General features: G+C 34.7%; 19 protein-coding genes, 1 rRNA gene and 1 pseudogene. 15 read left to right on the forward strand and 6 right to left on the reverse strand.

Going from position 1 to position 24281, the window contains the following annotated elements; genetic code table 11:
* Position 1 precedes the first annotated feature (1 nt).
* A complete protein-coding gene (locus tag GZ63_RS0108170) occupies positions 2-3091 on the forward strand; it encodes a type I restriction endonuclease subunit R, EcoR124 family (protein WP_029268457.1) in 3090 nt (1029 codons plus the stop codon).
* 51 nt (positions 3092-3142) lie between these two features.
* Here GZ63_RS0108170 and GZ63_RS17105 read toward each other — a convergent pair whose 3' ends face one another.
* Complete coding sequence (locus tag GZ63_RS17105; protein ID WP_029268459.1) at positions 3143-4879, reverse strand: DNA methyltransferase; 1737 nt, start codon at positions 4877-4879, stop codon at positions 3143-3145.
* 1179 nt (positions 4880-6058) lie between these two features.
* On the opposite strand from GZ63_RS17105, the gene GZ63_RS0108180 reads away from it, so the two are divergent.
* The 4 genes from GZ63_RS0108180 (at position 6059) to GZ63_RS0108195 (ending at position 8924) form a co-directional block, all read left to right on the forward strand.
* Positions 6059-6682 carry a ribonuclease H1 domain-containing protein gene (locus tag GZ63_RS0108180; RefSeq protein WP_029268461.1) on the forward strand — a complete coding sequence of 208 codons (624 nt, stop codon included), beginning with the start codon at positions 6059-6061 and terminating at the stop codon, positions 6680-6682.
* A 128-nt stretch (positions 6683-6810) separates the two neighbouring features.
* Positions 6811-7449: a DUF6037 family protein gene (locus GZ63_RS0108185; RefSeq protein ID WP_029268463.1), complete on the forward strand. Its 639-nt coding sequence runs from the start codon at positions 6811-6813 to the stop codon at positions 7447-7449.
* Between the two features lie 593 nt (positions 7450-8042).
* Positions 8043-8393, forward strand: coding sequence for a hypothetical protein (locus tag GZ63_RS0108190; RefSeq protein ID WP_029268465.1), 351 nt, complete (start codon positions 8043-8045; stop codon positions 8391-8393).
* A 54-nt stretch (positions 8394-8447) separates the two neighbouring features.
* Positions 8448-8924, forward strand: coding sequence for a hypothetical protein (locus GZ63_RS0108195; protein ID WP_198020922.1), 477 nt, complete (start codon positions 8448-8450; stop codon positions 8922-8924).
* 791 nt (positions 8925-9715) lie between these two features.
* Here the strand turns inward: GZ63_RS0108195 and GZ63_RS16550 are convergent.
* A pseudogene (locus GZ63_RS16550) lies at positions 9716-10901 on the reverse strand (IS256 family transposase).
* Positions 10902-11186: 285 nt separating this feature from the next.
* Between GZ63_RS16550 and GZ63_RS0108205 the strand changes: the two are divergent.
* Together GZ63_RS0108205 and GZ63_RS0108210 are read left to right on the forward strand one after the other, a co-directional pair.
* Positions 11187-11645, forward strand: coding sequence for a Panacea domain-containing protein (locus tag GZ63_RS0108205; protein ID WP_051681432.1), 459 nt, complete (start codon positions 11187-11189; stop codon positions 11643-11645).
* A 245-nt stretch (positions 11646-11890) separates the two neighbouring features.
* Positions 11891-13459, forward strand: coding sequence for a hypothetical protein (locus GZ63_RS0108210; RefSeq protein WP_029268472.1), 1569 nt, complete (start codon positions 11891-11893; stop codon positions 13457-13459).
* A gap of 1010 nt (positions 13460-14469) precedes the next feature.
* On the opposite strand, the gene GZ63_RS0108220 is transcribed toward GZ63_RS0108210, so the two are convergent.
* On the reverse strand, positions 14470-15021 hold the full coding sequence (locus tag GZ63_RS0108220) for a TetR/AcrR family transcriptional regulator (protein ID WP_318842366.1): 552 nt from the start codon (positions 15019-15021) through the stop codon (positions 14470-14472).
* 934 nt (positions 15022-15955) lie between these two features.
* Positions 15956-16228: a hypothetical protein gene (locus GZ63_RS0108230; RefSeq protein WP_029268481.1), complete on the reverse strand. Its 273-nt coding sequence runs from the start codon at positions 16226-16228 to the stop codon at positions 15956-15958.
* Positions 16229-16436: 208 nt separating this feature from the next.
* Here GZ63_RS0108230 and GZ63_RS0108235 point away from each other — a divergent pair, with 208 nt between their 5' ends.
* From GZ63_RS0108235 to GZ63_RS0108255, 5 genes are all read left to right on the forward strand, one after another.
* Positions 16437-17072: a TetR/AcrR family transcriptional regulator gene (locus GZ63_RS0108235; RefSeq protein ID WP_029268483.1), complete on the forward strand. Its 636-nt coding sequence runs from the start codon at positions 16437-16439 to the stop codon at positions 17070-17072.
* 20 nt (positions 17073-17092) lie between these two features.
* Positions 17093-17494, forward strand: coding sequence for a transcriptional regulator Spx (spx, locus tag GZ63_RS0108240; protein ID WP_029268485.1), 402 nt, complete (start codon positions 17093-17095; stop codon positions 17492-17494).
* 42 nt (positions 17495-17536) lie between these two features.
* Positions 17537-18703 carry a GNAT family N-acetyltransferase gene (locus tag GZ63_RS0108245; protein ID WP_029268487.1) on the forward strand — a complete coding sequence of 389 codons (1167 nt, stop codon included), beginning with the start codon at positions 17537-17539 and terminating at the stop codon, positions 18701-18703.
* Positions 18704-18787: 84 nt separating this feature from the next.
* A complete protein-coding gene (gene cwlD, locus GZ63_RS0108250; RefSeq protein ID WP_029268489.1) occupies positions 18788-19516 on the forward strand; it encodes an N-acetylmuramoyl-L-alanine amidase CwlD in 729 nt (242 codons plus the stop codon).
* Between the two features lie 107 nt (positions 19517-19623).
* On the forward strand, positions 19624-20682 hold the full coding sequence (locus GZ63_RS0108255) for an Mrp/NBP35 family ATP-binding protein (RefSeq protein WP_029268491.1): 1059 nt from the start codon (positions 19624-19626) through the stop codon (positions 20680-20682).
* Between the two features lie 81 nt (positions 20683-20763).
* Here the strand turns inward: GZ63_RS0108255 and gerD are convergent, their stop codons facing one another.
* A complete protein-coding gene (gerD, locus tag GZ63_RS0108260) occupies positions 20764-21384 on the reverse strand; it encodes a spore germination lipoprotein GerD (RefSeq protein ID WP_038221079.1) in 621 nt (206 codons plus the stop codon).
* 157 nt (positions 21385-21541) lie between these two features.
* Between gerD and GZ63_RS0108265 the strand changes: the two genes are divergently transcribed.
* Positions 21542-22222 (forward strand): KinB-signaling pathway activation protein, encoded by a 681-nt coding sequence (locus GZ63_RS0108265; protein ID WP_051681433.1) that lies wholly within the window; start codon positions 21542-21544, stop codon positions 22220-22222.
* Positions 22223-22270: 48 nt separating this feature from the next.
* Here GZ63_RS0108265 and pdaB read toward each other — a convergent pair whose 3' ends face one another.
* Entirely contained in the window at positions 22271-23029 is a 759-nt protein-coding gene (gene pdaB / locus GZ63_RS0108270) for a polysaccharide deacetylase family sporulation protein PdaB (protein ID WP_029268497.1), read from the reverse strand.
* Between the two features lie 349 nt (positions 23030-23378).
* Here pdaB and GZ63_RS0108275 point away from each other — a divergent pair, with 349 nt between their 5' ends.
* Positions 23379-23606 (forward strand): hypothetical protein, encoded by a 228-nt coding sequence (locus GZ63_RS0108275; protein ID WP_029268499.1) that lies wholly within the window; start codon positions 23379-23381, stop codon positions 23604-23606.
* Positions 23607-24070: 464 nt separating this feature from the next.
* A 16S ribosomal RNA gene (locus tag GZ63_RS0108280) occupies positions 24071-24281 on the forward strand; the annotation flags it as partial.

Here is a 24281-nt window from a genome sequence, read left to right on the forward strand (position 1 = left end):
GATGAGCAATCATGCTAAAAATGTGTCTGAGAAAGCTTTTCAAGACAATTTTGTAAAAGAACTACAAAAATATAAATGGCAAGCACCGGCCTTTTTAGACGGTAACAAACAAAAAGTGACGGTTCAAGACTTAGTGAACCATTGGCGAGGGGAACTTAATCGTATCAACGCAGATGTCTTAGAAGGAATTCCACTGACAGATAATGAATTTGCGCAAGTCATGGAGAAGGTTTCGCAAATTGATAATAGTTATGAAGCGGCCAAAATGTTAGCGATGGAACAATCGACTGGTAAAATTGATGGTATTTATCGGGATACGCATCCAGATGTCACTCGTGAACAGATTACGTTAACGATTTTTAAAAAGGCACAAGTACGTGGTGGGGACTCGAGTTATAAAATTGCACGTGAAGTAGAGTCTGCAAACGGAAATCGTTTTGATCTTGTTTTACTTATCAATGGTTTACCACTCATTAACATAGAACAAAAACGTACAGATAAATCATTAGAAGAAGCGTTTAATCAATTTAAGCGATATTATCGGGATGGCGAGTATGTGAATAATTTCATGGCTTTCTCGCAAATGATGGTCATGACGTCAGAAGTCGCTACACGTTATTTTGCGACACCGAAATCAATTCAAGCGTTTAATCCGAGCTTTGTATTTCATTGGGCAAATAAAGATAATGAGCCGATTAATCATTGGGAAGATGTGGTTGGCCATTTCTTAATGATCCCGATGGCACATCAAATGGTGGGCGATTATTTAGTCATTGATGAAGCAAAAGATGTCGAAAATCAAAAGCATATGCTCTTGCGCCCTTATCAAGTGCATGCACTTCAAGCGATTGAAGGAGCTGCATTAGGTTGGGATAATGAAGATAAGATTAAACATGGAGGTTTTATTTGGCATACGACTGGATCAGGAAAAACTATCACAAGTTTTAAAACAGCGTTATTTTTATCTATTAGAGGTGGTTTTGATAAGGTCGTCTTTTTAGTGGATCGTAAGGAACTTGATAGTCGGACAAGTGATAATTTCAAAGCTTATTCAGAATATGAATCAGTGGAAGTCGATGATACGGCACATACCTATCAACTTCGTAAGCTATTAATGTCGGCAACGTCCAATATCGTTGTCACGACAACCTTCAAATTAAATAATCTCGTAAAAGACTTAGAAGAAGGGAAAGATGATCGTTTAGCTGATAAGAAAATCGTGTTCATTATTGATGAAGCGCACCGAACAACCATGGGTGACATGATGGTAACGATTAAAGACTATTTCCGGAAAAATGGATTGTTTTATGGCTTTACAGGAACGCCTCTATTCGATGAAAATAACATCTCAGGTATGATCAATGAAAAAAGTGAACTGATAAATACAACGGAAAAGCTTTTCGGGCCATTATTACATCAATATACGATTGACGAAGCCATTGCGGATAAAAACGTCTTAGGTTTTCACGTGGATTATATCAATACAGGTGAATTTGAAAGCTATGATGTATTAAGAGAACAGATTGCTGATTATAAGTTAGAAGAACAACCAGATACACCGAAGCGGAAGATTGAGCGAGAAGTCTATGAATGGTCGGATTTAGACGTTGAAAAAGCAGCCAAGCAAAATAAATTACTCTTTTATCAGGATGAAACACATATTCCAAGAGTCGTCGAAGAAATTTTAAATAATTGGGAAGAACAGTCACAGCATAGGTTTTTTAATGCGATTTTAACCGTTGCTTTCAAACATCGTGTCATCGCTTATTACGAAGAGTTTCAAAAACAGCTAGCCAAAAGAGATGATATTCATATTAATGTGGCCATGACCTTTAGTTTTGGAACAGATGCTGACCCAGACCCAACCGATCCAGAGCTGATACAAAAAATGTTTCAAGATTATGCGTCCTTTACTGGCATTGAATACACGTATGGTGATAAACGCCGAGGGGAAGATGCGTATTATGATGATGTAGTCGAGAGAGCGACACGAGGTGGTAGTGGACGAAATCCTAAAAACATCGACCTTGTGATTGTCGCAGACCAGTTACTCACAGGTTATGATTCTAAATTTATTAATACGTTATATGTGGATCGTACGTTGGCATTACAAGGACTCATTCAAGCATATTCAAGAACGAATCGGATTTATGGGAAGGAAAAGGAATTTGGTTCGATTGTGAATTTCCAGTATCCTCGTATAACAGAAGAAATGGTTAATGAGGCACTGATTTTATATGGAAGTGGTGGCGAAAGTAGTCAAGCGATAGTGAAACCATATCCTGAAGCGGTAGAAGCATTTGTAGAATACTCCCAAGAAGTGATGGAGATATTGAGAGATCCAACAACTTGGCAAGAGCTCGAAAAAGATGAAGAAACAAAAGAAGCATTTGTAAAAGCTTTTAAACAAGCGAATAGTCAATTGAATAAAATTCAGCAATACTATGAATTTAGCTGGGTAGATGAGGCATTTGGTGTAACGGAGCATGAATGGATGCAGTATGTAGGGGCATACAGGAACTTAACCAGAGATGATAAAGATGATCCTGAAGACGACACACCAATCTTGCCACTCGGTGAAGCGAAACTGGCAGGTTCGCAACGAATCGATGCACACTATATTATTCAATTAATGGGTGAACAAGCAACTACGACAGAAGGGGTACAAACAGTAGATGCGGAGACACTGCGTTTGATCTATCAAAATATTGAAGAAGTGAGCAATATGGGGGATTATGAACAAGCCGAATTATTAAGACGGTTTGTATCAGAAGAATTAGAACCAGGCAATGTTCCAAGCAATATTAATTTTGATGAAGCGTACGATAATTGGCGAAAAGAACAGCTTCGTAAGGAAGTCTATCAAGTATCAGCAGACTGGGGCATTGACAGTGTCATATTTGAGAAGGCAATCGAAGCATATTCTGTTTCAAACCCAGATGAAATTCCATATATAGATGATATAACGAACAGTATTGACTATGCTTCGATTGAGAATCCTAAAACAAATAACTTACTTGAACACAATATGGCATTATCTAATGAATTACCAGGGATTGTTTCTAAATTAAAGAAGAAATATAAATCTTAATGGATACTATTAGAAAATAAGAGACCAACTCATACTTGAGGAGGTCTCTTATTATTTTAACTGGCAAGAAATAAATGATTGTGAATCCGTTATAGATTTTTGTAGACGTTTAATGATTAAATCATAGTTATCTTTGTTTAATTCGACGGAAATCCATTGACGATTAAGTTTAGATGCAGCAGCTGCAGTAGTTCCAGACCCCGCAAAGAAGTCCAACATTATATCATTTTCCAGAGAGGCTAATTCAATGATCTTTTTAATAAGCTTTTCTGGCTTGGGATATGTAAAGTCATTTTCTCCAATAACAGACTTTAGTTCAATAGTTGCTTTCTGAGTTGAACCATATTCTTTAGATGTCCATAAATCATTAACAACCTTAGAAGGTTCTTCATTTAAATAAACCTTTTTAGAAGGAACATTACCATTCGACCAATAAACTAGATTGTTGTTTAACAAATTTTCAAATGTAGCTTTGGGATAATCCCATCGGCTCTCGATATATTCACCATTGGGTGCTTTTACTTGATAGTGATAGTAACCATTTCTTTTATTCTGTATTCTATCAATGCGAAATCTACCATGTTGATCAGTATATTTATAAGATTTTAATTGGCTGGCGGATATATTAGATCTGTTCAATTGTAAATACTTCTTGTTTTTTGCGTAAATTAATATGAAATCCTTTGTTGTTGCCATTTGTGAAGTGTTCTGTTGACCATAAGTTTTCCTCCATACAATCTGATTAACAAAGTTTTCCTCACCAAATATTTCATCACAAAGCACTTTTAAATACCCCTGTTCTTTATTACTGCAATGTATAAATATGGATCCGCTTATTTTTAGTAAGTCTTTTGCTACTTCTAAACGATTTTTTAAGAACAGTAAATAATCCGAACGTGAATAGTTGTCATGATAGCTTAAGTCAGACCTTTCTGTATTGTAAGGAGGATCAATATATATTAATTTTATTTTTCTTCTAAAGTATTGTTTCAATTTATGTAGAATAATAAGGTTTTCTCCCTGTATGGCCAAATTGTCATTCAGAGTAAATCCATCTACAGAATAAGAATCTCTATTTTTGTGTTTATGAAAATCATGCAAATAGGTGGAGTCTAACAATGACTCAATTTTTTGTTTAGCAAACTCTTGATGATAGTATTTACCAGCATTCATATCAAAATATGTATTTTTATTGTGAAAATGTAGTACTACATCTTCGTCTTTATGAAATCGTGAGTTGCTAGCATGCCATTCCTCTTTGTGATTTTTTAGTATTCTAGCAACAGTCGCTTGGGACGTAATAGGTTCGTTGTGATTTATTATTTCTGTAATTCTAGGACTGCCTATATCAGGTCCGTGTTTTAAATATATGTCTTTAACTAGTTTTACTATTTGTTTATATCTTAATTCTTCTAGGCTCTCAGTGCTGTTAGCAAACTTATAATATCCACTTGAAGATACCTTTAACAATCTACACATTGTCTGAACAGGAAAGATTTTTTTGTGTTCGTAAATGAATTCAAAAATGACTTCTGTTTTGTTTGGTAAAAATAGAGCCTTTTTTAGGATTTGGTTTTCTATTTCTAGGTTTCTGAGGATTTTTTTGTTTTCACTTTTTGCATGACCCTTGCCATAAAATTCCCCGCTTTGTTTATAAATATTAAGCCACTTGTACAAATTTCCAATTGGTACTTTTAATTCTTCTGCGACATCTTTCACTTTTTTATTTTCTTTAATTACTTCATGAACCGCTTTCAGTTTAAACTCTTTTGTATAATTTTTTTGCAAAATCAATCTTCCTTTTATCTGTTTTAAATATACACTTTTTTGATAAATCAATGAGTTGATAATAAATTATAGCAAATAAAATGGTTTGTACAAACTATAAATAGCTGCAGAAGGAAATATAAAAAGGTAAGGAAATATCTTAGTGATGGAAAGAAAATTGATAGGGAAATACACCAATAAGAGTAGAAGAAAAGAAATTTTATATTAGGATTGTAGCCATTTACAACTGAATAAAAAATAGGGAGCAACGAGCTTATCTCTCTTTAAGAAAAAGATGTCAGGTTAGCTGTAGCCTATTCAGAAAATACAGCGTGTCAGTAAGGTACACTTCACATATCCTTGCTGATAGGGAAAGTGTTTTTAGGACGGTTCTGCTATCGATGAATAATACCTGTGGCGAGGTAGAAAAAGTCGTAAAAATAAACTGTTCGGTTAAAGGAAATCATGGATGAGGGCGCAGGATGTAGTTTATTAATTCTAATAGGCTTAAGGCAAGGGACGTGATGCGTTTGAAAGCCTGCGTGGTCGACTTTGGACCAAACATGTGAAGACTGACACGGATACTACTGCTCAGTTGCTGTGAGCGATCTTTGTGAGTGTTTCTTCAGGAATTTTGACAATACCAGTCTGTCCAAAATTCCTGGAGAGAACACTAAGCCGTTTCTATTCTCGCCGCTGTGTGTAATTGTTATACATGTATAAGTCAAGTAAAGTTCTTCCTTTAATCTAGAATAATTCAAGATACATTATAGGTTAGTAGAGATAAATCATAGGTGTTAGATGAAGTATTTGAGACCAAGAGAACAGAATTAGATGGAAAAAGAGATAAAGAAGTAGAGAGACATATGAGGTGAGAATAGAGAGAGATGGAAATCATATACGGAAAAGATAAGATAAGGAGAGAGGAAACGGTGTTGAAGAATAACGTTATTGAAAAATGTATAATTTCAAGAGTACTCTGATATATGATTTGGATAAGAATTTCAGAAAATGGAAGAGAAAAATGGTTTATATTAGAAATAAGCTCTTGTTATTAGCTATTGTCAACCGCAAGTTGAATAAAAGGGGGATATAATTAAAATTATATGCAATGCAAAGCGATGTAATATTTAGGTGAGTTAGAGTGGTAGATAAGAGTGATAAACAGAGCTAAAAAAATTTAAACAAGGAGAGTTTTATATGAGTAAAGCATATTATGCAGTTAGAAATGGAAGAAAAAAAGGTATTTATAGTACTTGGTCAGAATGCAAGGAACAAACACACAAGTTTAGCAATGCTGTTTATAAAAAATTTACAAACCTGAGTGACGCTGAAGCGTTTATGAATGGAGAAAATAAGCCGGGAGCTAGAGGAAAAAAGAAAGAAGCGTCTGTAAACAAAACGTTTTTACCACAATTTTACGTAGATGGTAGTTACAACAACGAAAAAGAATTAGTTGGTTATGGGTGTGTAATGGTTAAAGAAGGAATAGAAATTGCTACAAAGTCTGGAAATGCGGAAATAGATAAGGCTGAAAATACGTGGAATATTGCTGGAGAAATTACTGCCGCTTTAGAGGCTGTAGAGTGGGCAATTGCTAATGAGTTCACAGAATTCATGATCTGTTATGATTATATTGGCATTGAAAATTGGGCGAATGGGTCATGGAATGCAAACAAAACTATGACGGCAGATTATGCTGATAGAATGCAAGAATATCAAAAGTATCTTAACATTCACTTTTTCAAAATCAAAGCACATTCAGGTAACAAATTTAATGAGAGAGCTGATGAACTTGCAAAAATGGAAGCACAAATATTATAAGTACCGAAGAAAACGAAAAAAGTCTAGTCGAGGGATACCGGCTAGACTTTTTTATTGATTTAAAAGGAAGTAGATGTTTTGCAACTTTGCTATAATGTAGTTAAAAAAGATATATGGAGGGACTCATTGTGGCACATGTATTTGAAAACTTGAAATTACTAAAACAAAATATGAAGGCTAAAGGGTGGGTCATAGATTCTTTTAGATTTCGTTATAAACAACAGAATTATATTGTATTGGTCAAGTTACTGGAAAAAGATGAAAAGGCTCCAAAATATGCTTTGGTTAAACTTGAATTTTTAAATGAAAATGACTTTTCAGATATATTAGCGGTCTATGCAAATTCAGTAAAACTTTTAACTGATCCCCAAACACTACGGGAGTATTTTGGCATTGAATACAGTAATAATTTAGGAGAAATTTTATTTCAATTTGCGAAAACATTTTCTAAATTTATTCCGACAGAAGTTATAGAAGGTAAAAGTGAAGATCAAAAAGAAGTTATGTGTAATTCGTTGAGTAAAAGTGATTCAGAGGATCCAAGAAAAAAATACTGTTTTTCAGTTAGAAGAAATCCAGTTAAAGAAAATGGTGAACGTGGTCAACGTAGTCTTTTTAATGATAATAAAACAAGGTTGTATAGACCAAGTTTATATGAACGTTTGGGCAGTTCATACAATTTAAGCTTCAGATATTCAATGAATCCAGAAGATGAAGAAGTTGACGAAGTTATTATAGCTAAATGGAATGATAATAAAGATAATTAGCAAACTATATACGGATATAGAAGACGTAGCAAATCATAGAAGGAAAGATGTTTTAAACAATAGAAAATATGATGATTTCATAGGAGAAATGGCAGAAAAATTATTATATTTAGATGGAATAATTATCTGTTTAAACTATCTATATTTCTGATAAGAAAGAGATGAAATCATTTGATGAACGATTTGGAAGACGGTATATTTAGACATAGCTTTTCTTTTTAAAGTCATAGATAATTGGAAATGTTAAAGCATTATCTATTTAACAGGTGGCTTTTTAAAAGGAGTAAGGAAAGCTATACGTCTTTTCACTAACTAATCACCTTTAGTCGATGTTCGTATTCACTTAACGAACAGTAATATTCCATACCATGGGGGGATTTAAATAGACAACAGAATAAAGTAAGTCATGACCCTTTGTTTGTTTCACTAAGCAGACAAAGGGCTTTTTAATGGTCAAATATAGCTGTTTATACAGGTGATGCGGATATTGACCGAGGATCATGGTAACATGACTCAAAATAAAGGATCTCTTAATTGAAGTAGCAAATCAGGTTTAGAATGCGGACATTGCTGAAGTGAGAGGAGTGTAAAGAGTGGATGACTTTTACATGTTTGTTGTTGGTGGGATAGGTGTTTTATTGGTATGTGCATATGTTATATTTAACAGCCTTTTGGGCTTTAGGAGCAAGACAACGAATCGATTTATGAGAGTTTTAATTCTCGGGATCATTGCATATTTTGTCGATGGAGGATTAAGCACCTTTCTTTGGTTACTTACATATTTGTACGGAATTTATGTAGTCATGATTAGTGTAATGATGTTTATTTTTGGCAAGACAGGTCAGGCTGCTAACGGTCTTGGAATCAATGGCAAGAGCATTTTAAATGTCATTATAGGCTATGTAGCTGCAGATAGAATCGTTGATTTGTTTAAACGAAAATAACATAGAACTGAATTAAACTTCCTTTGTTCGTATTCAGACGAGCAAAGGTTTTTTGTGTTAGAAAGCATTTATACATTAAAGAGCGGATATTCTATAGCCAGTCATGATAGTATATCCAGCAAAGGAGTTGATGATGTGATTTATGTAAGTGTAGTTGAACAGGGGAGTAAGGGGAGTGAATGTAGAAATGATAAGTCGTTTTTAACTGTGGATTCGGGTCTTATAGAAAGTTATATTTTGGATCGGAAGGAGTTCAGTTATGTTGGCTTTGATGAAAAGGAGGAAGTAGATATTTACGTATTAGCATGGCATAACTTATTTCCATTTATGCACGATTTAAGAGAAATGTGTGAAGAAACAGTTAAAGTAGATTTTTCTATTGATGAGTTGCGAATGCTTTTAGAATTGGATGAAATACATAACTTAAAACAGCATTTATACAGAATAGTGCAGAATCCTTTATACAGTGGGCAAGATTACATTTTAGAGATGAAGGTAGACGCAATTACTGAAAGTCTTTTAGATGTGTGACAAAGGCTATTTAATAGTAGAAAAGTATAAAAGAGCTGAAAGCATGATTTACAAGAATTAATGAAGTTATGAAAACCTGTTTAATCATGATCTAGATATTTTAAAAAAGCTGAAAGAGTGTAAAGCAATAAATAGAGATAATTTAACCAAGTCGATAAGGATGCGAAGATAAATGGATTTGATTAGAAACAGTGATAAGCAAAATATTTAAAGAAGTCCCTTCTTTGGTAGAAAGTAGCATTTAGGTAGAAATATTAAAAAGCAATTCGTAAAGAAAATGAAATTGAGTCAATTTAGAAATGGCAGAAAGCTTTTTGTAATGGAAATAGGCAGAAGCAAGAAATAAGAAAATAGCAATCAGTAACATGTGAAACTTCAAGGAGTATTGAAAGAGCTAAAAGCAAAAGATTGCAAAACTCGTAAAAGTTTCTCTACTTTTTAAATTTATATAAATATAAGCAGAAAGCATTGAAATTTTGATTGGTGAATCTCGAGGGAACATTTGGTGAAGTGGATGGTGAATTTGAAGTGAAGAACGAGTGAGAAGAATGTGAAATGGGTGGTGACTTTGGGCTTTTAAATAGGAAATAGCGAAAAATGGGGTGGAAATCGTGGTTTTTAGAAAATAAATATGGTTTAAGTAGTCTACAAACGATAAGATATGTATTAAAAATTTGTTTTGGGAGTGTCAATAATTTTGTGTAAATGACAATCCCCTTTTTCTAGTAGACCATCACGTTTATTATTTAAAATACACTTTATTCAAAATCGCGCGCGTTGTGAATCCCGTTTTATTCTTTCGTTTCAAACATTGCTGCTAATTCGGCGCGTGCTTTGTCAAATCCGATATGGCATCGAGTGGCGAAGCGATGATTATAATCCTCAAACTGTGATACTAGGAAGCGTTCGAGTGCTTCTTCATTCGGAAACTGCTCTTTACGCTTTGTATATTTCTTGATTTGCTTGTTAAAGGACTCAATCAAATTCGTCGAGTAAATGCTTCGCCAAATAGATTGAGGGAATCTGTAGAACGTCAGTAAATATGGGTTTTCAGCGAGTGATTTCGTTAATTTCGGATATGCTTTTTGCCACTTTTCACAGAAGGCATCCAATGCTTCTTGCCCACCTTCCTGACTATCGGCTCGGTAAACGGTTTTAAAATCATCACAAACCTCACTCCGATCTTCCACACGCACTTTGTGCGACAAGTTACGGGCCACGTGAACTAAGCACGTCTGGTACTGTGACTTGGGAAATACCGAAAAAATGGCATCCGCCATGCCTTTTAAACCGTCTGAAATGAAGAGAAGGACCTTTTCTACGCCACGTTCTTTTAGATCAACTAGTAGTTCCTGCCAGTTAAATGCAGATTCCGTCGGGGCAATTGTATAGGCAAGCACTTCTTTTGTACCGTCCTCGCTGATGCCGACTGCTAAATAAACGGCTTCTTTCGAAACTGTTTCACGGCGAACAGGAATAAAAGTCGCGTCCAAATAAACGCAAACGTAGCGTGCACTCAGCGTTCTCTTATTGAATGCCTCAACTTGTTCTGTCATCGTTTTCGTCATGTTTGAAATTGTTTGCGGTGTATAATGGTGTCCGTACATTTTTTTCGATTAATCCAGCGATTTCAGACGTTGTAACACCTTTTTGAAACATGTGAATCACAAACGACTCTAGTGTGTCATTTGATCGTTTATATGGTGCCACTGTCTGTTGTTTAAATTCACCATTACGATCGCGTGGAATTTGGATATTTAAATCACCATATTCTGTGTGTAATGTACGCCCATACGATCCATTCCTTGAATTACCAGAGTTAAAGCCAATACGGTCATATTTTTCGTAATCTAAAAATGCTGTCAACTCCGTGGTCAATAGTGTATTGACTGCTTTTTCTAAATGCGACCGAAAAACTTCAGTAATATCTTGTTTTTTCACTAGAGCATTGACAATATCTGTTGTAAACTGATTCATAGGGAAGACCTCTTTTCTGTGAATTGGTTGTGGTGACTTAATTCTACAAGAAAAGGGCTTCCTTTTTCTATTTATTCATTTACACAAGATATTTTATACTCTCTTTGTTTTAAAGCAGATAATAAATGTGGTTAATAATGATATAAATATACGGGGAATATTAATGTGATATGATGGTGCAATAGAGATAGACTTTATGGTTTTGATTATTGTAACACCATAAAATTGAACTATTTGCAACACTGTATTACAATTAAGTTAGAAAGTAATTGGAGGGTGAGACATATGGCTGCAGTAAATGAAGTCGTTAATTATCTTTTGTATTTACGCAATAAAAATAGCGAAAATGGTCTATACTTTTCCTTAACAAATCTTAAATTGCAAAAGTTACTTTATTTTTGCGAAGCCATGTTTTTAGTATCTGAAAATCGTACCTCATTAATTGAAGATACAAAATTTCAAGCCTGGAGATACGGGCCAGTGGTTCCTGAAATTTATTATCGTTTTAATGTATATGGTCAAAATGATATTCCAACTAGTATAAAAGGCGAATTTGAAAATTTAAAACAAAATGAAATCAAAATAATTGAAGAAGTGTGGGGAACCCTACGTGATAAGAGTGCTTTTGATTTAGTAGAAATAAGCCACATTACTGATGGGCCATGGAGCAAAGTATATAAAGAAGGCGAAAATAATGAAATCAATAGTGACGATATTTACAATTATTTTAGTGATGAATCATGAAATATAATACTTCGTTGGAAGCCATTAAAAGAAATGCTGGAATGATTTTCTTAGCATTTCTTGTTTTTATTTGTACTAGTATTTTGGTTATAAAAATATATACTAACCCAAACGTTTATTCTACAGTAGTATTGAGAACTTCAATTTTTTACTTAGGTGCAATAGTAACTATTAATGTATACATATATAGCAAAATGTTTTCAATATCTCCAATCCAATTCACGTCGATGGGGAGAGCTAGATGGATGTTTGTTGGAGTGATAAGCTCTTTTTTATTGATATTTCTTTTTCCTAATAATTTCTATGATATGCCAGCGGTACCTAATCTAGTATATTTAAAGAAAATATTTACTACATCTTGGACAATTGAAAAGGTTATGACAGCTGTAAGCCTTTTTTTATTTGTGGTGTCAACGACAATATTTATTACTAGCCTAGTTAATTTTGTTAATTCATTCGATATAAGAAAAACAATAGAAAAAAATTATAAAAATATCATGAGATTAAGTGCATTGAAAAAAATCAAGAAGTTAGATAATTTAACAAAAAAAGACAATCTCCTGTTAGTTGAGAATATTGAAGAAATAAAGATGCTAACAAACGATGCATATTCTACTCCATTAGGAACAAGAGAAATGAATCAATTATCTAAGGATATTGATATTTTTATAGATAATCTCTGTTATTTAATGACTCTTAATCATAAAGAATATATAGACAAATTTGTGAATGATTGGAGTAAAATAAGTGGTAATATACAATCAATAATTTATCATTCAAATGAAATAACCGATCGCCATGAGAAAATATATATACAAACTCTTGGTGGAACTTTAAAAATTATTGATAAAGTTGCAGATAACATTAATTTAAAATATTATTTTAATAAACTGCTGAATATTCTAATTGTAAGCTTGCCAATGCTAAAAGAGGACTTAGATGATGAGTTTAAGAATCAATATACTAAAAATTATGGTAGATTAGCTTTTCTTTATTATAAAGAATTATTAAAGGGGATAGAGTTTCTATATTTCAATACTAGTCATAAAGAAATATTAAATACATTGCTACATGATGAATCATTTAATTCTATTGTGATAGAAAATAACTATTTTCTTAGAAATAGGGCAAACCTAGATATTAAAGAAGAAATGTATAGTGAATATTTTCTACTGTCCCTTTTATATAAATATGTAACCGAAAATATTACCACAGAGCTCCCGATTATAATTGCTTTGCTTACCAAAAACCAAGCAATTAAAGAAGATTCTTCATATAAGGAACGAACTAGAAGGACAGCTAGAGATATAGAGAAAATGTTTAAGAGTGTATCTGATAAAGAAAGTAACAATTTAGATCTAGATAAGACATGGAAAACTCAGAAGAATTCTAGTTTGAAATTTTCGGATGAGCTTCTTAGTTCTATTGTGATTATTATTGTGAAAGCGTGCGAACTGGAAAATTACAAAGCAGCAGGATATTTAGTTAAACGTGTCAGTAATAGTTCGGAGTATGAACAGATAAAAAGAGTGATAAAGAAATTAGGGAATTCTATTTACGACAGTAAAGAGAGGCATTTACTAGCAACAGACATTACTTTAAATGATTACTCATTAAAATATTGCCTTAATAAGGCCATCTTTCTATTAATGCTTCAATTTGGATATGAAAAAAATCTAAAAGTAAATTTTGATAAATGGATTTCTGACGAATTTAAAAACAATATAGTAGACTCTTTTAAAGATAAGCACAAAGAATATAATTTGTATTGTATTCACTATGAATATTTAAAAAAGGTTAATTTAGTATCATAAAAATATAACTATTAACACTATCTATATGATGGAAAAAGATGCAAGCTGAATCTATATGAGCCCAGTTACATCCCTATTAATCTATTTTCTTTAAATGATGATATTGATACAAAAGGATTCGTATGTATAGATTATCTATGATTTGATAGGCGATAAAACTCAAAACGTTAAGAAATCAAGTTTTTCAAATCCCTCAACCACTTATGGTTGGGGGATTTTACTGTATATGCGGTGCTTTAAAAACAGGTGAAAATTCACGCGTAATATACTCTAAGTACTACCACGGGATGTACTTGTAACTGCTACTGTCATCTTTTAAATTACGCAAGCAATGTCTGAACAGCACAGTGCATAACAAGACAGCAATGTTGACATCAAGCTTCAATTTCAAGCAGCTGTAGATCAGATTTTCCTTGAATACCATGGCGTGTTTAGATTATCTCCTCGCTTACGTCATATCGATAGCAACTCCCTGGAATGGGGTGAATCCCGCTTTGATAGTCATTGATGACATTCAATTTTTTTCCGGATACTCTAACTTCTTTCAGACATAAAGATGCTCCTTCTCAGTAAACAGATTTTTTATATCTGTCTACTGAGAAGGAGCATATCAGTACGTGTGAGGAGTTCTCTTTTTCTTCCCGCGATACGGCGCATGTAGTATATCAATGATGTGTCCCAATTTTTCGTACGCCTCATTGATTGGGTAGGAAAAATCGGCCGGTGTGCAGGTCGCATCAAGAAGCATCTTGCTTTTATTAGAGGGCTTCTCGTTATGTAATAGAGTATCATTGTTCCCTGAAGACATTTCGCCATCCTTTGGCGGTCATTTAGGTCTTTCTTCTATTGAATGTACAAAGTACCCAGGCGCTATACGTACACTAAAGGCATGCTGGCCGCGCAAGGATGGTTTCATGGTCTTGGCGTATTCGTCCTTAAAATTCCACCAAGGGATGAGATTGGCTAGAGAGACCTAACGATTGTTTTTATTCAACTTGCCGCTCAAATGTTCATTCTTCCTTCGTTAACTGGATGAGTCTTTCTAGAACACGTTGGCGGCGATCATCTTCTAATGGGGCCAACTCAAAAATTTCGGAAAACCAAAGACCATCCACGGCCAGTCTTAAAATAGTGGCGTTAATGGGATCAAGGCCATCGTTGTCAATATGATCCTGCCATTGTTCATAAGCATCTTGAACAGGCTTCAATAAATCTCGATTGATTGTGGCCGCTGCCATTAACCCAGCGTCCATATGTTTATCGGGATTGCTTTGCTCGAATGTTCCTTTGATGAACGAACGTGTCCATCTTCCTCTCCCATGCTGTAATGTATCCTGATCAACATTCTTTTCGATATTATCTATATAATTTTGCATGGGATGTTGTACCATACCGGCGACTAAGGCATCTTTGGACGGAAAATGATATAATAGTCCTCCCTTACTCACACCGGCTTGCTTTGCTGCAGCTTCGAGTGTTAAGCTCAATATGCCATCTGATTGTACGATATATGCCGCCGCCTTGAGAATTTTAGAACGCGTGTCATTTTTAGACATAAACATATTCCTTTCGAATAATCTTCCACTCTTATTATACCGTCCAGACAGTTTTTAAAAAGAGGCTTTTTCCTCATTGTTCATATTATTTCTTACAAGGTTTCTTGTCTTCTTTTAATGAATGAATTAGGACTGCTGAACAAGTATGCCTTCCTTTCAATCATATTGTATCACAATGAGTGGGTTATGAGTTTTATAAAATGTATCGTGCAGAAAATTGATAAATGTAAGATAATAGATAAACTATTTCCCTTGGCTTTCTACCAAATGCATGAACAAATCAGGAAGTTCTCTTAACCACTCTAATATCTTCGCTCTATATTTATCTAATTTCCAGGTTTTACGCTTCGTAGAAGATGGCCAAAGAGACATTTCCTCCGGATCCTTTTCTAAATAATGAATAACAGCTTCATGAAATAGTGATTTGCCCAAAAAGAAGGAAATTGGGAATATTTATTTTGCATAGCGTGATATTGTAATAGAAAGATGCATAAAACCTTAGGTGTGTGAATGATAATGAAAAAGTTTTGGGGGTTTGTAGGTGCTGCTATCTGTCTGTAATAACAAGAGATGATGATTTGAATTTCCATCGACATAGCGTGAATAAAAAAACGATCCTTTCAACTGATGTTGGGGAGGAAGTTTCTGGGTATAACGTAAATAATCAGTTTGTTACGTTGAAAGATATCGTCTTTGTTTATATATATATATACATTTACTTTTATCATAATCGGTGTGTTTTTATTTATTGCTGGAATAATTCTTTTAATTGGAAAAAGGGAATTCTTTTATCCTATAGAAAGATGGGTTCAAACGATCCACTTAAAGCTAGGAAAAATCAAATATTTTAAGTCTTTATTAATGATAGCTGGTCTTCTTTTTCTTTTTGGAGGACATTTGCTTCATAAATGAAAAAGGGATACATATTGTACCCCCTCCTTTACAAAATATCATGGTTATTTTGTCTTGCTTCTTGTACTTGCTGACGTAAATCATGCAATTGTTCATAGGCTTGCTGAAATTGAGGATTTTCTGTTGCTTCTGTACCAGATTGACTTTGAGCATTTTCTAATTCTTGTTCTGCTTGCTGTAATTGTTCATGGGCTTGTTCCAAGAGCTGCGTATGTGACCCCTGTGCCCGGGAAACAGCTGCTCGAGCTTCTTTTATTTGTTTACTTGCTTGTTGTAGTTGTTGATGTAAGTTTTGCTCCACCGTATTTACCCTCCATTTCTTTTTTATAAAGAATGCCTCTGTATATTGTTCCTTGAAATGAACGTAATATGTATCACTTGGTTTACTTGCCTTTTAACAAATAGGTGACAATATGTCATTTTCAATTGACAAGCGTAGTGTTTTGACGTAGTGTAAAATTATACTTATACGTGACAATGTGTCACCATCCAAAAATGGGGGAGACAAGTTGCCAAAGCACACTTTTTATAATTTACCAGAGGAAAAAAAAGATACATTAATCGATGCAGCTAAAAAGGAATTTTCTAGAGTCCCCTTATTTGAAGCTTCTATATCTAATATCGTTAAAGTTGCAAAAATACCCAGAGGTAGCTTTTATCAATATTTTGAGGGCAAGGAGGATGTCTTTTTTTATCTGTTAGAGAAGCGGACAGAAGATATGAATAAAAAATTTATTGCCATTTTAAGGCAAAATAAAGGGGATCTGTTTAAAGCATTTCTAGAAGTATTTAAACATTTGCTATACGACTTTAAAAACCCCGAAAATCGTAATTTTTTTAAGCACACTTTTTTAAATATGAATCATGAAATAGAAATCATCTTTTATAAAATGTTTCATGAAAATAAACGAGAAGATGATTTGACTAGTATCAATGCTATTTTAGACAAGGAAAAGCTTAACATTGAAAATGAATGTGAATTACCGCACGTAATGCAAATTTTAAAAATCGTTACGGTTCAAAATCTCATTCAAAACTTTGCAAAGGAGATTTCGTTTGAAAAGGCGATTGAGAAATATGAGTTAGAAATTAATTTGCTTAAAAATGGTCTTTATAAAGATAAATCATCTTATTTTATAGAATAAGCATTATAGGAGTGTTTGACATGACAACAACCATTTACACAGGAACTTGTACTTCATCCAGAAAAGCTAAATCATGGCTAACACAGCATAATATTCCTTTTGTCGAAAAAAACATAGATAAAAATCCATTAACGCTTGAGGAAATTAAGCATATTCTCTATATGACTGAAATGGGAACAGATGAAATTATATCCACAAGATCAATGGTTTTCCAAGACCTTCAGATAGATCTAGATACTATTTCTCTAAAGCAGTTAATGGAACTTATTTCTGCAAATCCCAAAATGTTGCGACGCCCGATTATTATGGACGAAAAAAGACTCCAAGTTGGTTTTCAAGAGGATAGCATCCGCCGATTTCTTCCAAGGAAAACCCGTAAACAATTATTAAATACTGCGGTCACTCCTGGAGCAGCTATTTGATAAAATAAATATTGTAATATTGAGTAGAGGAGGAAGTGCGTAGTGCAGCAAATAAGACAGCTAACGAAAGCGGATTACGGAGATATTTTTGCCTTATCCCAATTTGCCTTTCAATATGAATTATCAGAAGCGGCTTTAGCTAAAAAAGAAGAAGAGGCAAATCGTCATGCGATATGGGGTTGGATGGTTGATGAACAGCTTGCTGCCAAAATGCATATCGTCCCACTGTCCTGTTATATTCATGAGAGAGAATTCGCAATGGGTGGCATTAGTTCTGTAGCTACATGGCCGGAACACCGAAGAAAAGGATTAGTTAAAGATCTTCTTTATCATGGACTTGAACAGATGAAAAAGAATGGACAAACATTATCCTTCCTGCATCCATTTTCCGTTCCTTTCTATCGTAAGTTTGGGTGGGAACTTACCTTTACTGAAAAGCATTATTCCATTCCTATAGAAAAATTAAGAGGGAGTTGGAATCCAGCGGGATATGTAAGGCGAATACATAGAGATATTCCTCTCCTACATAAAATCTATAGCTCGTATGCTAAAAAATTTAGTGGAACTTTAATTCGGGATGAAAAATGGTGGGAACAGCGTGTATTAAAAGATGACCAACATATTGCGGTAGCGTATAATGAAAAAAATCATGCGGAAGGTTATGTTATTTATCGTGTGAAAAATAATACATTCAGTGTATCGGAAATTGCTTACACATCAATAAATGGTTGGAAGTTGTTGCTACAGTTCATCACTAATCATGATTCGATGGTTGAGAAGATTGATATGGTTGCACCTGAAAGTGATCATTTATCTCTTTTGGTAGATGAACCGAGGTTTGAACAGAGGATAATACCTTATTTTATGGCGCGAATTGTTGATGTATTAACTTTTTTAAAAAAATACCCATTTGAAAATAAATTAAGTGACGATAACTTGGTTTTACATGTTGAAGATTCGTTTTTTCAGCAGAACAGTGGCACATATCAGTTGGATAGAGAGGGAAACATCGAACGTATTCATGTGAATCAGACAGATGCCAAAGTCGGGGTTCATTGTACCATCCAGATGCTTACTTCGATGTTTCTCGGTTATAAGCGGCCATTCGAACTTTATCAGGTTGGATTAGTAAAAGGAGACGAACGCTCAGTCTCGGAGCTTGAGCAAATGATTCCAAACCAGCAACCTTTTTTTGCGGATTTCTTTTAACTATATTCAGTCATAAACCCTCAACTTGTCCCATAAAATTAGATAAATAATATGAAAGAACGAGGGGCGACTAGCATGGGACGTATGAATAAAACAGGAAAAGTTGCTATTTGGATTACAGGCTTTCTTCTTTTAGCTTTTCTCATTCAGTTTCCAATTCAAAAAAGTGAAACAACATGGGAATCCTGGTCACTTCCGCTTTCCGGAAAAACGATTGTACTTGATCCTGGGCATGGTGGCCCTGATGGTGGAGCAGTGGGGAAAGATGATACAACTGAAAAAGAAATTGCCTTAGATGTAGCTAAAAAGCTGCAAAGTTATTTACAACAGTCCGGTGCTCTCGTTTATTTGACGAGAGAAGAGGACAAAGATCTAGCAGCTAAAGATACAAAAGGGCTGGCTAATCGAAAGTCGGAGGATATACGCAATCGATTGAAATTTATCCATGATAAAAAGGCTGATTTCTTTGTGTCCATTCATTTAAATGCTCTTTCCGCCACTCAATGGCATGGAGCACAATCATTTTATTATCCGAAAATGGAAGAAAGTGGGCACCTGGCAAATATGATTCAATCGGAAATCATCCGTAACCTGGAAAACACGGATCGGGAAGCATTGTCGATTAATGGGGTGTATCTTTTAAAACATGCTAAAGTTCCTGGGGCGTTAGTTGAAATTGGATTTTTATCAAATGAACAGGAGCTTGAATTACTGAAACAAGAAGATTATCAGCGCAAGTTGGCAGGTAGTATTTATAAAGGTATTTTACACTACGAAACCAAGGAACCGGAAGAAGATAGCAAAGCCAATTAGATCATCTTTCCTATAATTCAAATCACTTAGTTTTTGTTTGAATTATGTTATACTAGCAGTGGACGGAATTTGAGGATTGTGAAGCTAGAAAAGGAAGGTGACGCATTGTGTTAACAAAAGAGGAAATTGTACAACTCCTTAACCCAATTAAGGATCCGTTTTTACATATAACGATGGAAGAAACCGATGGTATTAAAGAGATTACGATTAAAGAAGATAAGCAGCATGTTAGTTTGAAACTTGCCATCGGTAAACCGAATACCGCTGAGCAGATGCAATTACAGCAAGAGATTGTTGGAATTTTAAAGAAAAATGGGGCCAAAACTGTTGGCTTGCGTTTTGAACAATTACCAGATGAAATCATTCAAAAGTTCCAGCCTGCTGCAGATGCTGCAAAGGAAACATCATTACTGGGTGGAGGATCCCATCCTCATTTTATCGCTGTTTCCAGTGGTAAAGGTGGGGTTGGTAAATCGACAGTAACTGTAAACTTAGCTATGTCTTTAATGCGACTTGGAAAAAAAGTTGGTATTATTGATGCGGATATTTATGGGTTTAGTATTCCAGATATGATGGGTGTTGAAAAACGCCCTACTGTACGAGGAGAAAAGATCATTCCAGTGGAACGCTTTGGCGTCAAAGTGATTTCAATGGGCTTTTTCGTAGAGGATAATTCACCAATTATTTGGCGTGGACCAATGCTTGGTAAAATGCTAAATAGCTTCTTTAAAGAAGTGGAGTGGGGCGAATTAGACTATCTACTATTGGACTTGCCTCCAGGTACTGGAGATATTGCCATGGATGTTCATGAGCTATTGCCTACATGTAAAGAAGTTATTGTTACTACACCACACCCAACAGCAGCCTTTGTAGCGGCACGTGCCGGACAAATGGCATTAAAAACGGATCACGATATTTTAGGTGTCATCGAAAATATGGCTTATTTTGAGAGTCAAAAAACGGGAGAAAAAGAATATGTTTTTGGCCGAGGTGGAGGTGAAAAGTTAGCGGAAGTTCTTAAAACGAAAGTACTTGGACACTTGCCTTTGCAACAGCCATATGAAGATGAGGATGTTTTTGCCCCATCCATTTACCAGGAGGATCATCCGATCGGGAAAGAGTACCATAAAATAGCTGCAAAAGTGATAGCAAAAGTAGAAGAATAAAGAAGAGAAAAGAGGTGCTTGTAGTCACCTCTTTTGTACGTTTATAGGGAAGAAAGCGTGGTCGTCTAACCTTCTGTATTATTAGGACTGTCCCCCACCTTGCTGTTGTGATTGGCCACCACCACCTTCATTTTTTCCTTCTTGTCCTTGCTTTTCCTTCTTTCCTTGTTCTTCAGCAGCCTTTAGTAATGTTTCCTTCATTTTTGCTTGGAATGAAGGAGTTTCTAATGTTTGTTGGATTGTTTCTTCTAAATGAGAACGAAATTGTTGACTTTTCATCACTTTTAGCATTTGATCTGTTATCTCGGGATTTTGTAACAATTCGAGCATTTGTTTTTGATAATCAGAATCATTCATTAACTTTTTGATTAGCTTTTTTTGTTCTTCAGCCATCGATTTAGAGAAGGTCTCAACAAAAGCTGGATCTTTAAAAAGATTAGTCCACATCTCTTTTCCCTTTTTCGATGCGAGTGCATCGTTTAAAGACTTTTTAACGGTATCAGACTCGATAATCAATTGTTTTTTCATTTTCTCATCTTCCATAATTTCCGAAAGTGCCTTTTTCCCGTCATCCGTTTGTAGTATATCAACAACCATTTTTTTCGTTGTATCATATTCTGCATCTTTTGTTTTTTCCCCATTACATGCACTAATTAATAGGATGGAGAAACTTAATATAGAAATGAAAATAATCCGGAGCAATTGGGACTCCTCCTTCCTCATACATATAATATGAGTGCTCAAATAAAAAAATATTCACGTCATAAAGGAAAATAGTCATTGTTCGTGATAAAATACAAGGAAACAGCGTATTTCATTCTAAATTATCTGTAGTTATATAGAAGTAGGAGGATTCAAATTGAATAGTCGTAAATTGGTTGGAATGTTTTTTAAAACATTAACGATAGGCGGATTGGCTGGTCTTATTATTAGCTTTTTTGTTAAGGCTGGAGAATATGCAAAGGTGTTAAGTCCTTTTGATGCCTTGGAATTCCTGGGTCTGCTTGTATTCTTTGTTGGCCTTGGATTGGTGTTTGCGGTTGTCAGTCAGACAGGATTTTTTGCATATCTGTTTATTAACCGATTAGGTCTTAGTGTTTTTCGTTCGTTTTGGCCTACGGTGCAAATATTACTTATTGCATTTGTTGTATTTGATTTAGTTTATTTTCCGTATCAGGCAGCAGAAGGAGAAATTCCATTATATTTATTTATCCTTATGTCAGCTGCCATCCTTGTATATGGATGGATCATCGCTAAAATAAAAGCGAAGGAAACCAATCAACGCGCATTTATACCTGCTTTATTCTTAATGGTAGTCATGACGACGATTGAATGGGTTCCTGGATTGCGAACAAGCGGTACGGATTATGCGTGGCTCATGATTATTCCACTGCTGGCATGCAATACGTATCAGTTATTAATATTACACCGATTGACAAGAGTAGATTCAGAAAAACAATCTGCTAATAAAGGGAAAGGTTCCCCGGCCAATAAAAGAAACGCTGCGCAGCATAAAAAAATAAAACCGAGTAAAATATAACAGTAAAACCCCTGGTATGATTCATTATCAGGGGTTTTGAGTTATTTATTATTCAACTAATTTTGCTTTAGCGTTTGCTTGATTAATCAACTCAGACATGGACACCAAATGGAATCCCTTATTTTTCAAACCAGGTAATATTGTTTTTAAGGCTTCTGCTGTTTGTTTTGCAGAGTCAGACGCATGCATTAATATAATATCTCCATTTGTAGTTTCTTTCATGACATGATCTATAATTTTTTGTGTACCTGGGTTTTGCCAGTCATCAGGATTTACGTTCCAATGAATGACTTGAAAACCCATATCCTCTGCAAGTTCTATGATTTCTTTGTTAAAATGCCCGCTAGGTGTCCGAAGAAGCTTTGTATCTTCGTACCCCAACTTATCAAATATTTCTTGTGCTTTAACTAAGTCTTTACGAACCTCCTCAATTTCCTGGTCGAGATAGCTTTTATAACGGTACCCCATCATACCAAGTTCATGCTTGTCCTCGATTATTTTTTCAAGAATTTCCGGGTGGCGTTCAGCCCATTCACCGCTAACAAAAAAAGTAGCTTGTATTTCGTGCTTTTTTAACTGTTTTAATATGTCGTGTACCTTTTCCTCCCCCCAGCTAATGTTGAAAGTTAAACCAATATTTGTCTCATCTGCATTCCCTTTTGCAAATGCACTTGGTTTCTCATTTGAGAAAACAGAAAAGGTGCCATTTTGCTCGAACCAGACAAACAAAGCTGTAAATAAAGCCAATATTCCTATGATTAGCCAACGTTTCCATTTGTTAAATTGTATTGCATAAAAGTATTGCATAGATAATACCTCTCCTTCCTAAACTGATGTGTGTATGTACTTTCGAATGAAATTTAGAAACGATTTACTAAAGTCTATGAAAATAAAAGCATAATATGTCCAAGCTATAATATAAAATGAAAAAATATAAGTTAAAGATGGATGAAAATGGGTTTATTTTGGAATAGTAATTTTAAACGGTATCTTTTAGGGGTAAGAAGTAAGTGAAGAAAAAGTGACATAATAAAGATTAACCGACAAAATTTGCGAAAGGCCACGAATGAATGTAAGGCAATCGTTTTAGAGATTGTTTGATGCAGTATCGAAAAGAGAGTCAGTGAACAGTAATGAAGGGCTTGAGGTGATAGGAATGTTGGGTTTATTAATTAATGATATAGAACAAAAAGAAATGGAGTATATGCTTAAACGTGAATTAGAAGAGCTGCTGATGGATATGGATGATCAACGAATCGATCATGTGGTAAGACGAGCGATGAGGGAGAGGTATCAAATCGTATTTCAATTATTTCGCCGCGTTGCTAGTGAACAAGAAACAATGAAATATATGCTTAAAAGAAGCAAAGCGAATGATGAATAGGATCTTGATGTCTATATCCAAGGTGTAGTCACTATTTCTTTATTAAAGGATTGTATAACAATACAAAACATAATTTTATTATTAGGTGTAATAGGAAAAAAAGAATATGCTACTTTTTTCGATTTTCCTATTGCACTTATTATTTTTATATGCTATATTATTTTTTGTCGAAAGAAACGCAAGGGATATTTCATAGCAAAACAACGAAAAAATATTTTTTATAGTTTCTAGTTGACAACTAATTGCGAACATGGTATATTAAATCTTGTCGCAAAAAGACAAAAGGAAACATTGATCTTTGAAAACTGAACAAAACAACCAGTATGTCAAGAGTATAGATGATAGCTTGTGGTTGTGGATGCAGATCAACTGATCTAAATTCATGAATACAATCTGATTATCTACATGCAAGAAATAAAGCTAAGACATTTGTAGAATTGATTGGTGTCAATTTTACACAAACTTTTATGGAGAGTTTGATCTTGGCTCAGGACGAACGCTGGCGGCGTGCCTAATACATGCAAGTCGAGCGCGGGAAGCAAATCGATCCCCTTCGGGGGTGACGTTTGTGGAACGAGCGGCGGACGGGTGAGTAACACGTGGGCAACCTGCCTGTAAGATTGGGATAACTCGCGGAAACGTGAGCTAATACCGAATGACACTTTTCATCGCCTG

It is taken from the genome of Virgibacillus alimentarius (genome assembly GCF_000709085.1).
In the GTDB taxonomy this organism is placed as follows: Bacteria; Bacillota; Bacilli; order Bacillales; family Amphibacillaceae; genus Virgibacillus_B; species Virgibacillus_B alimentarius.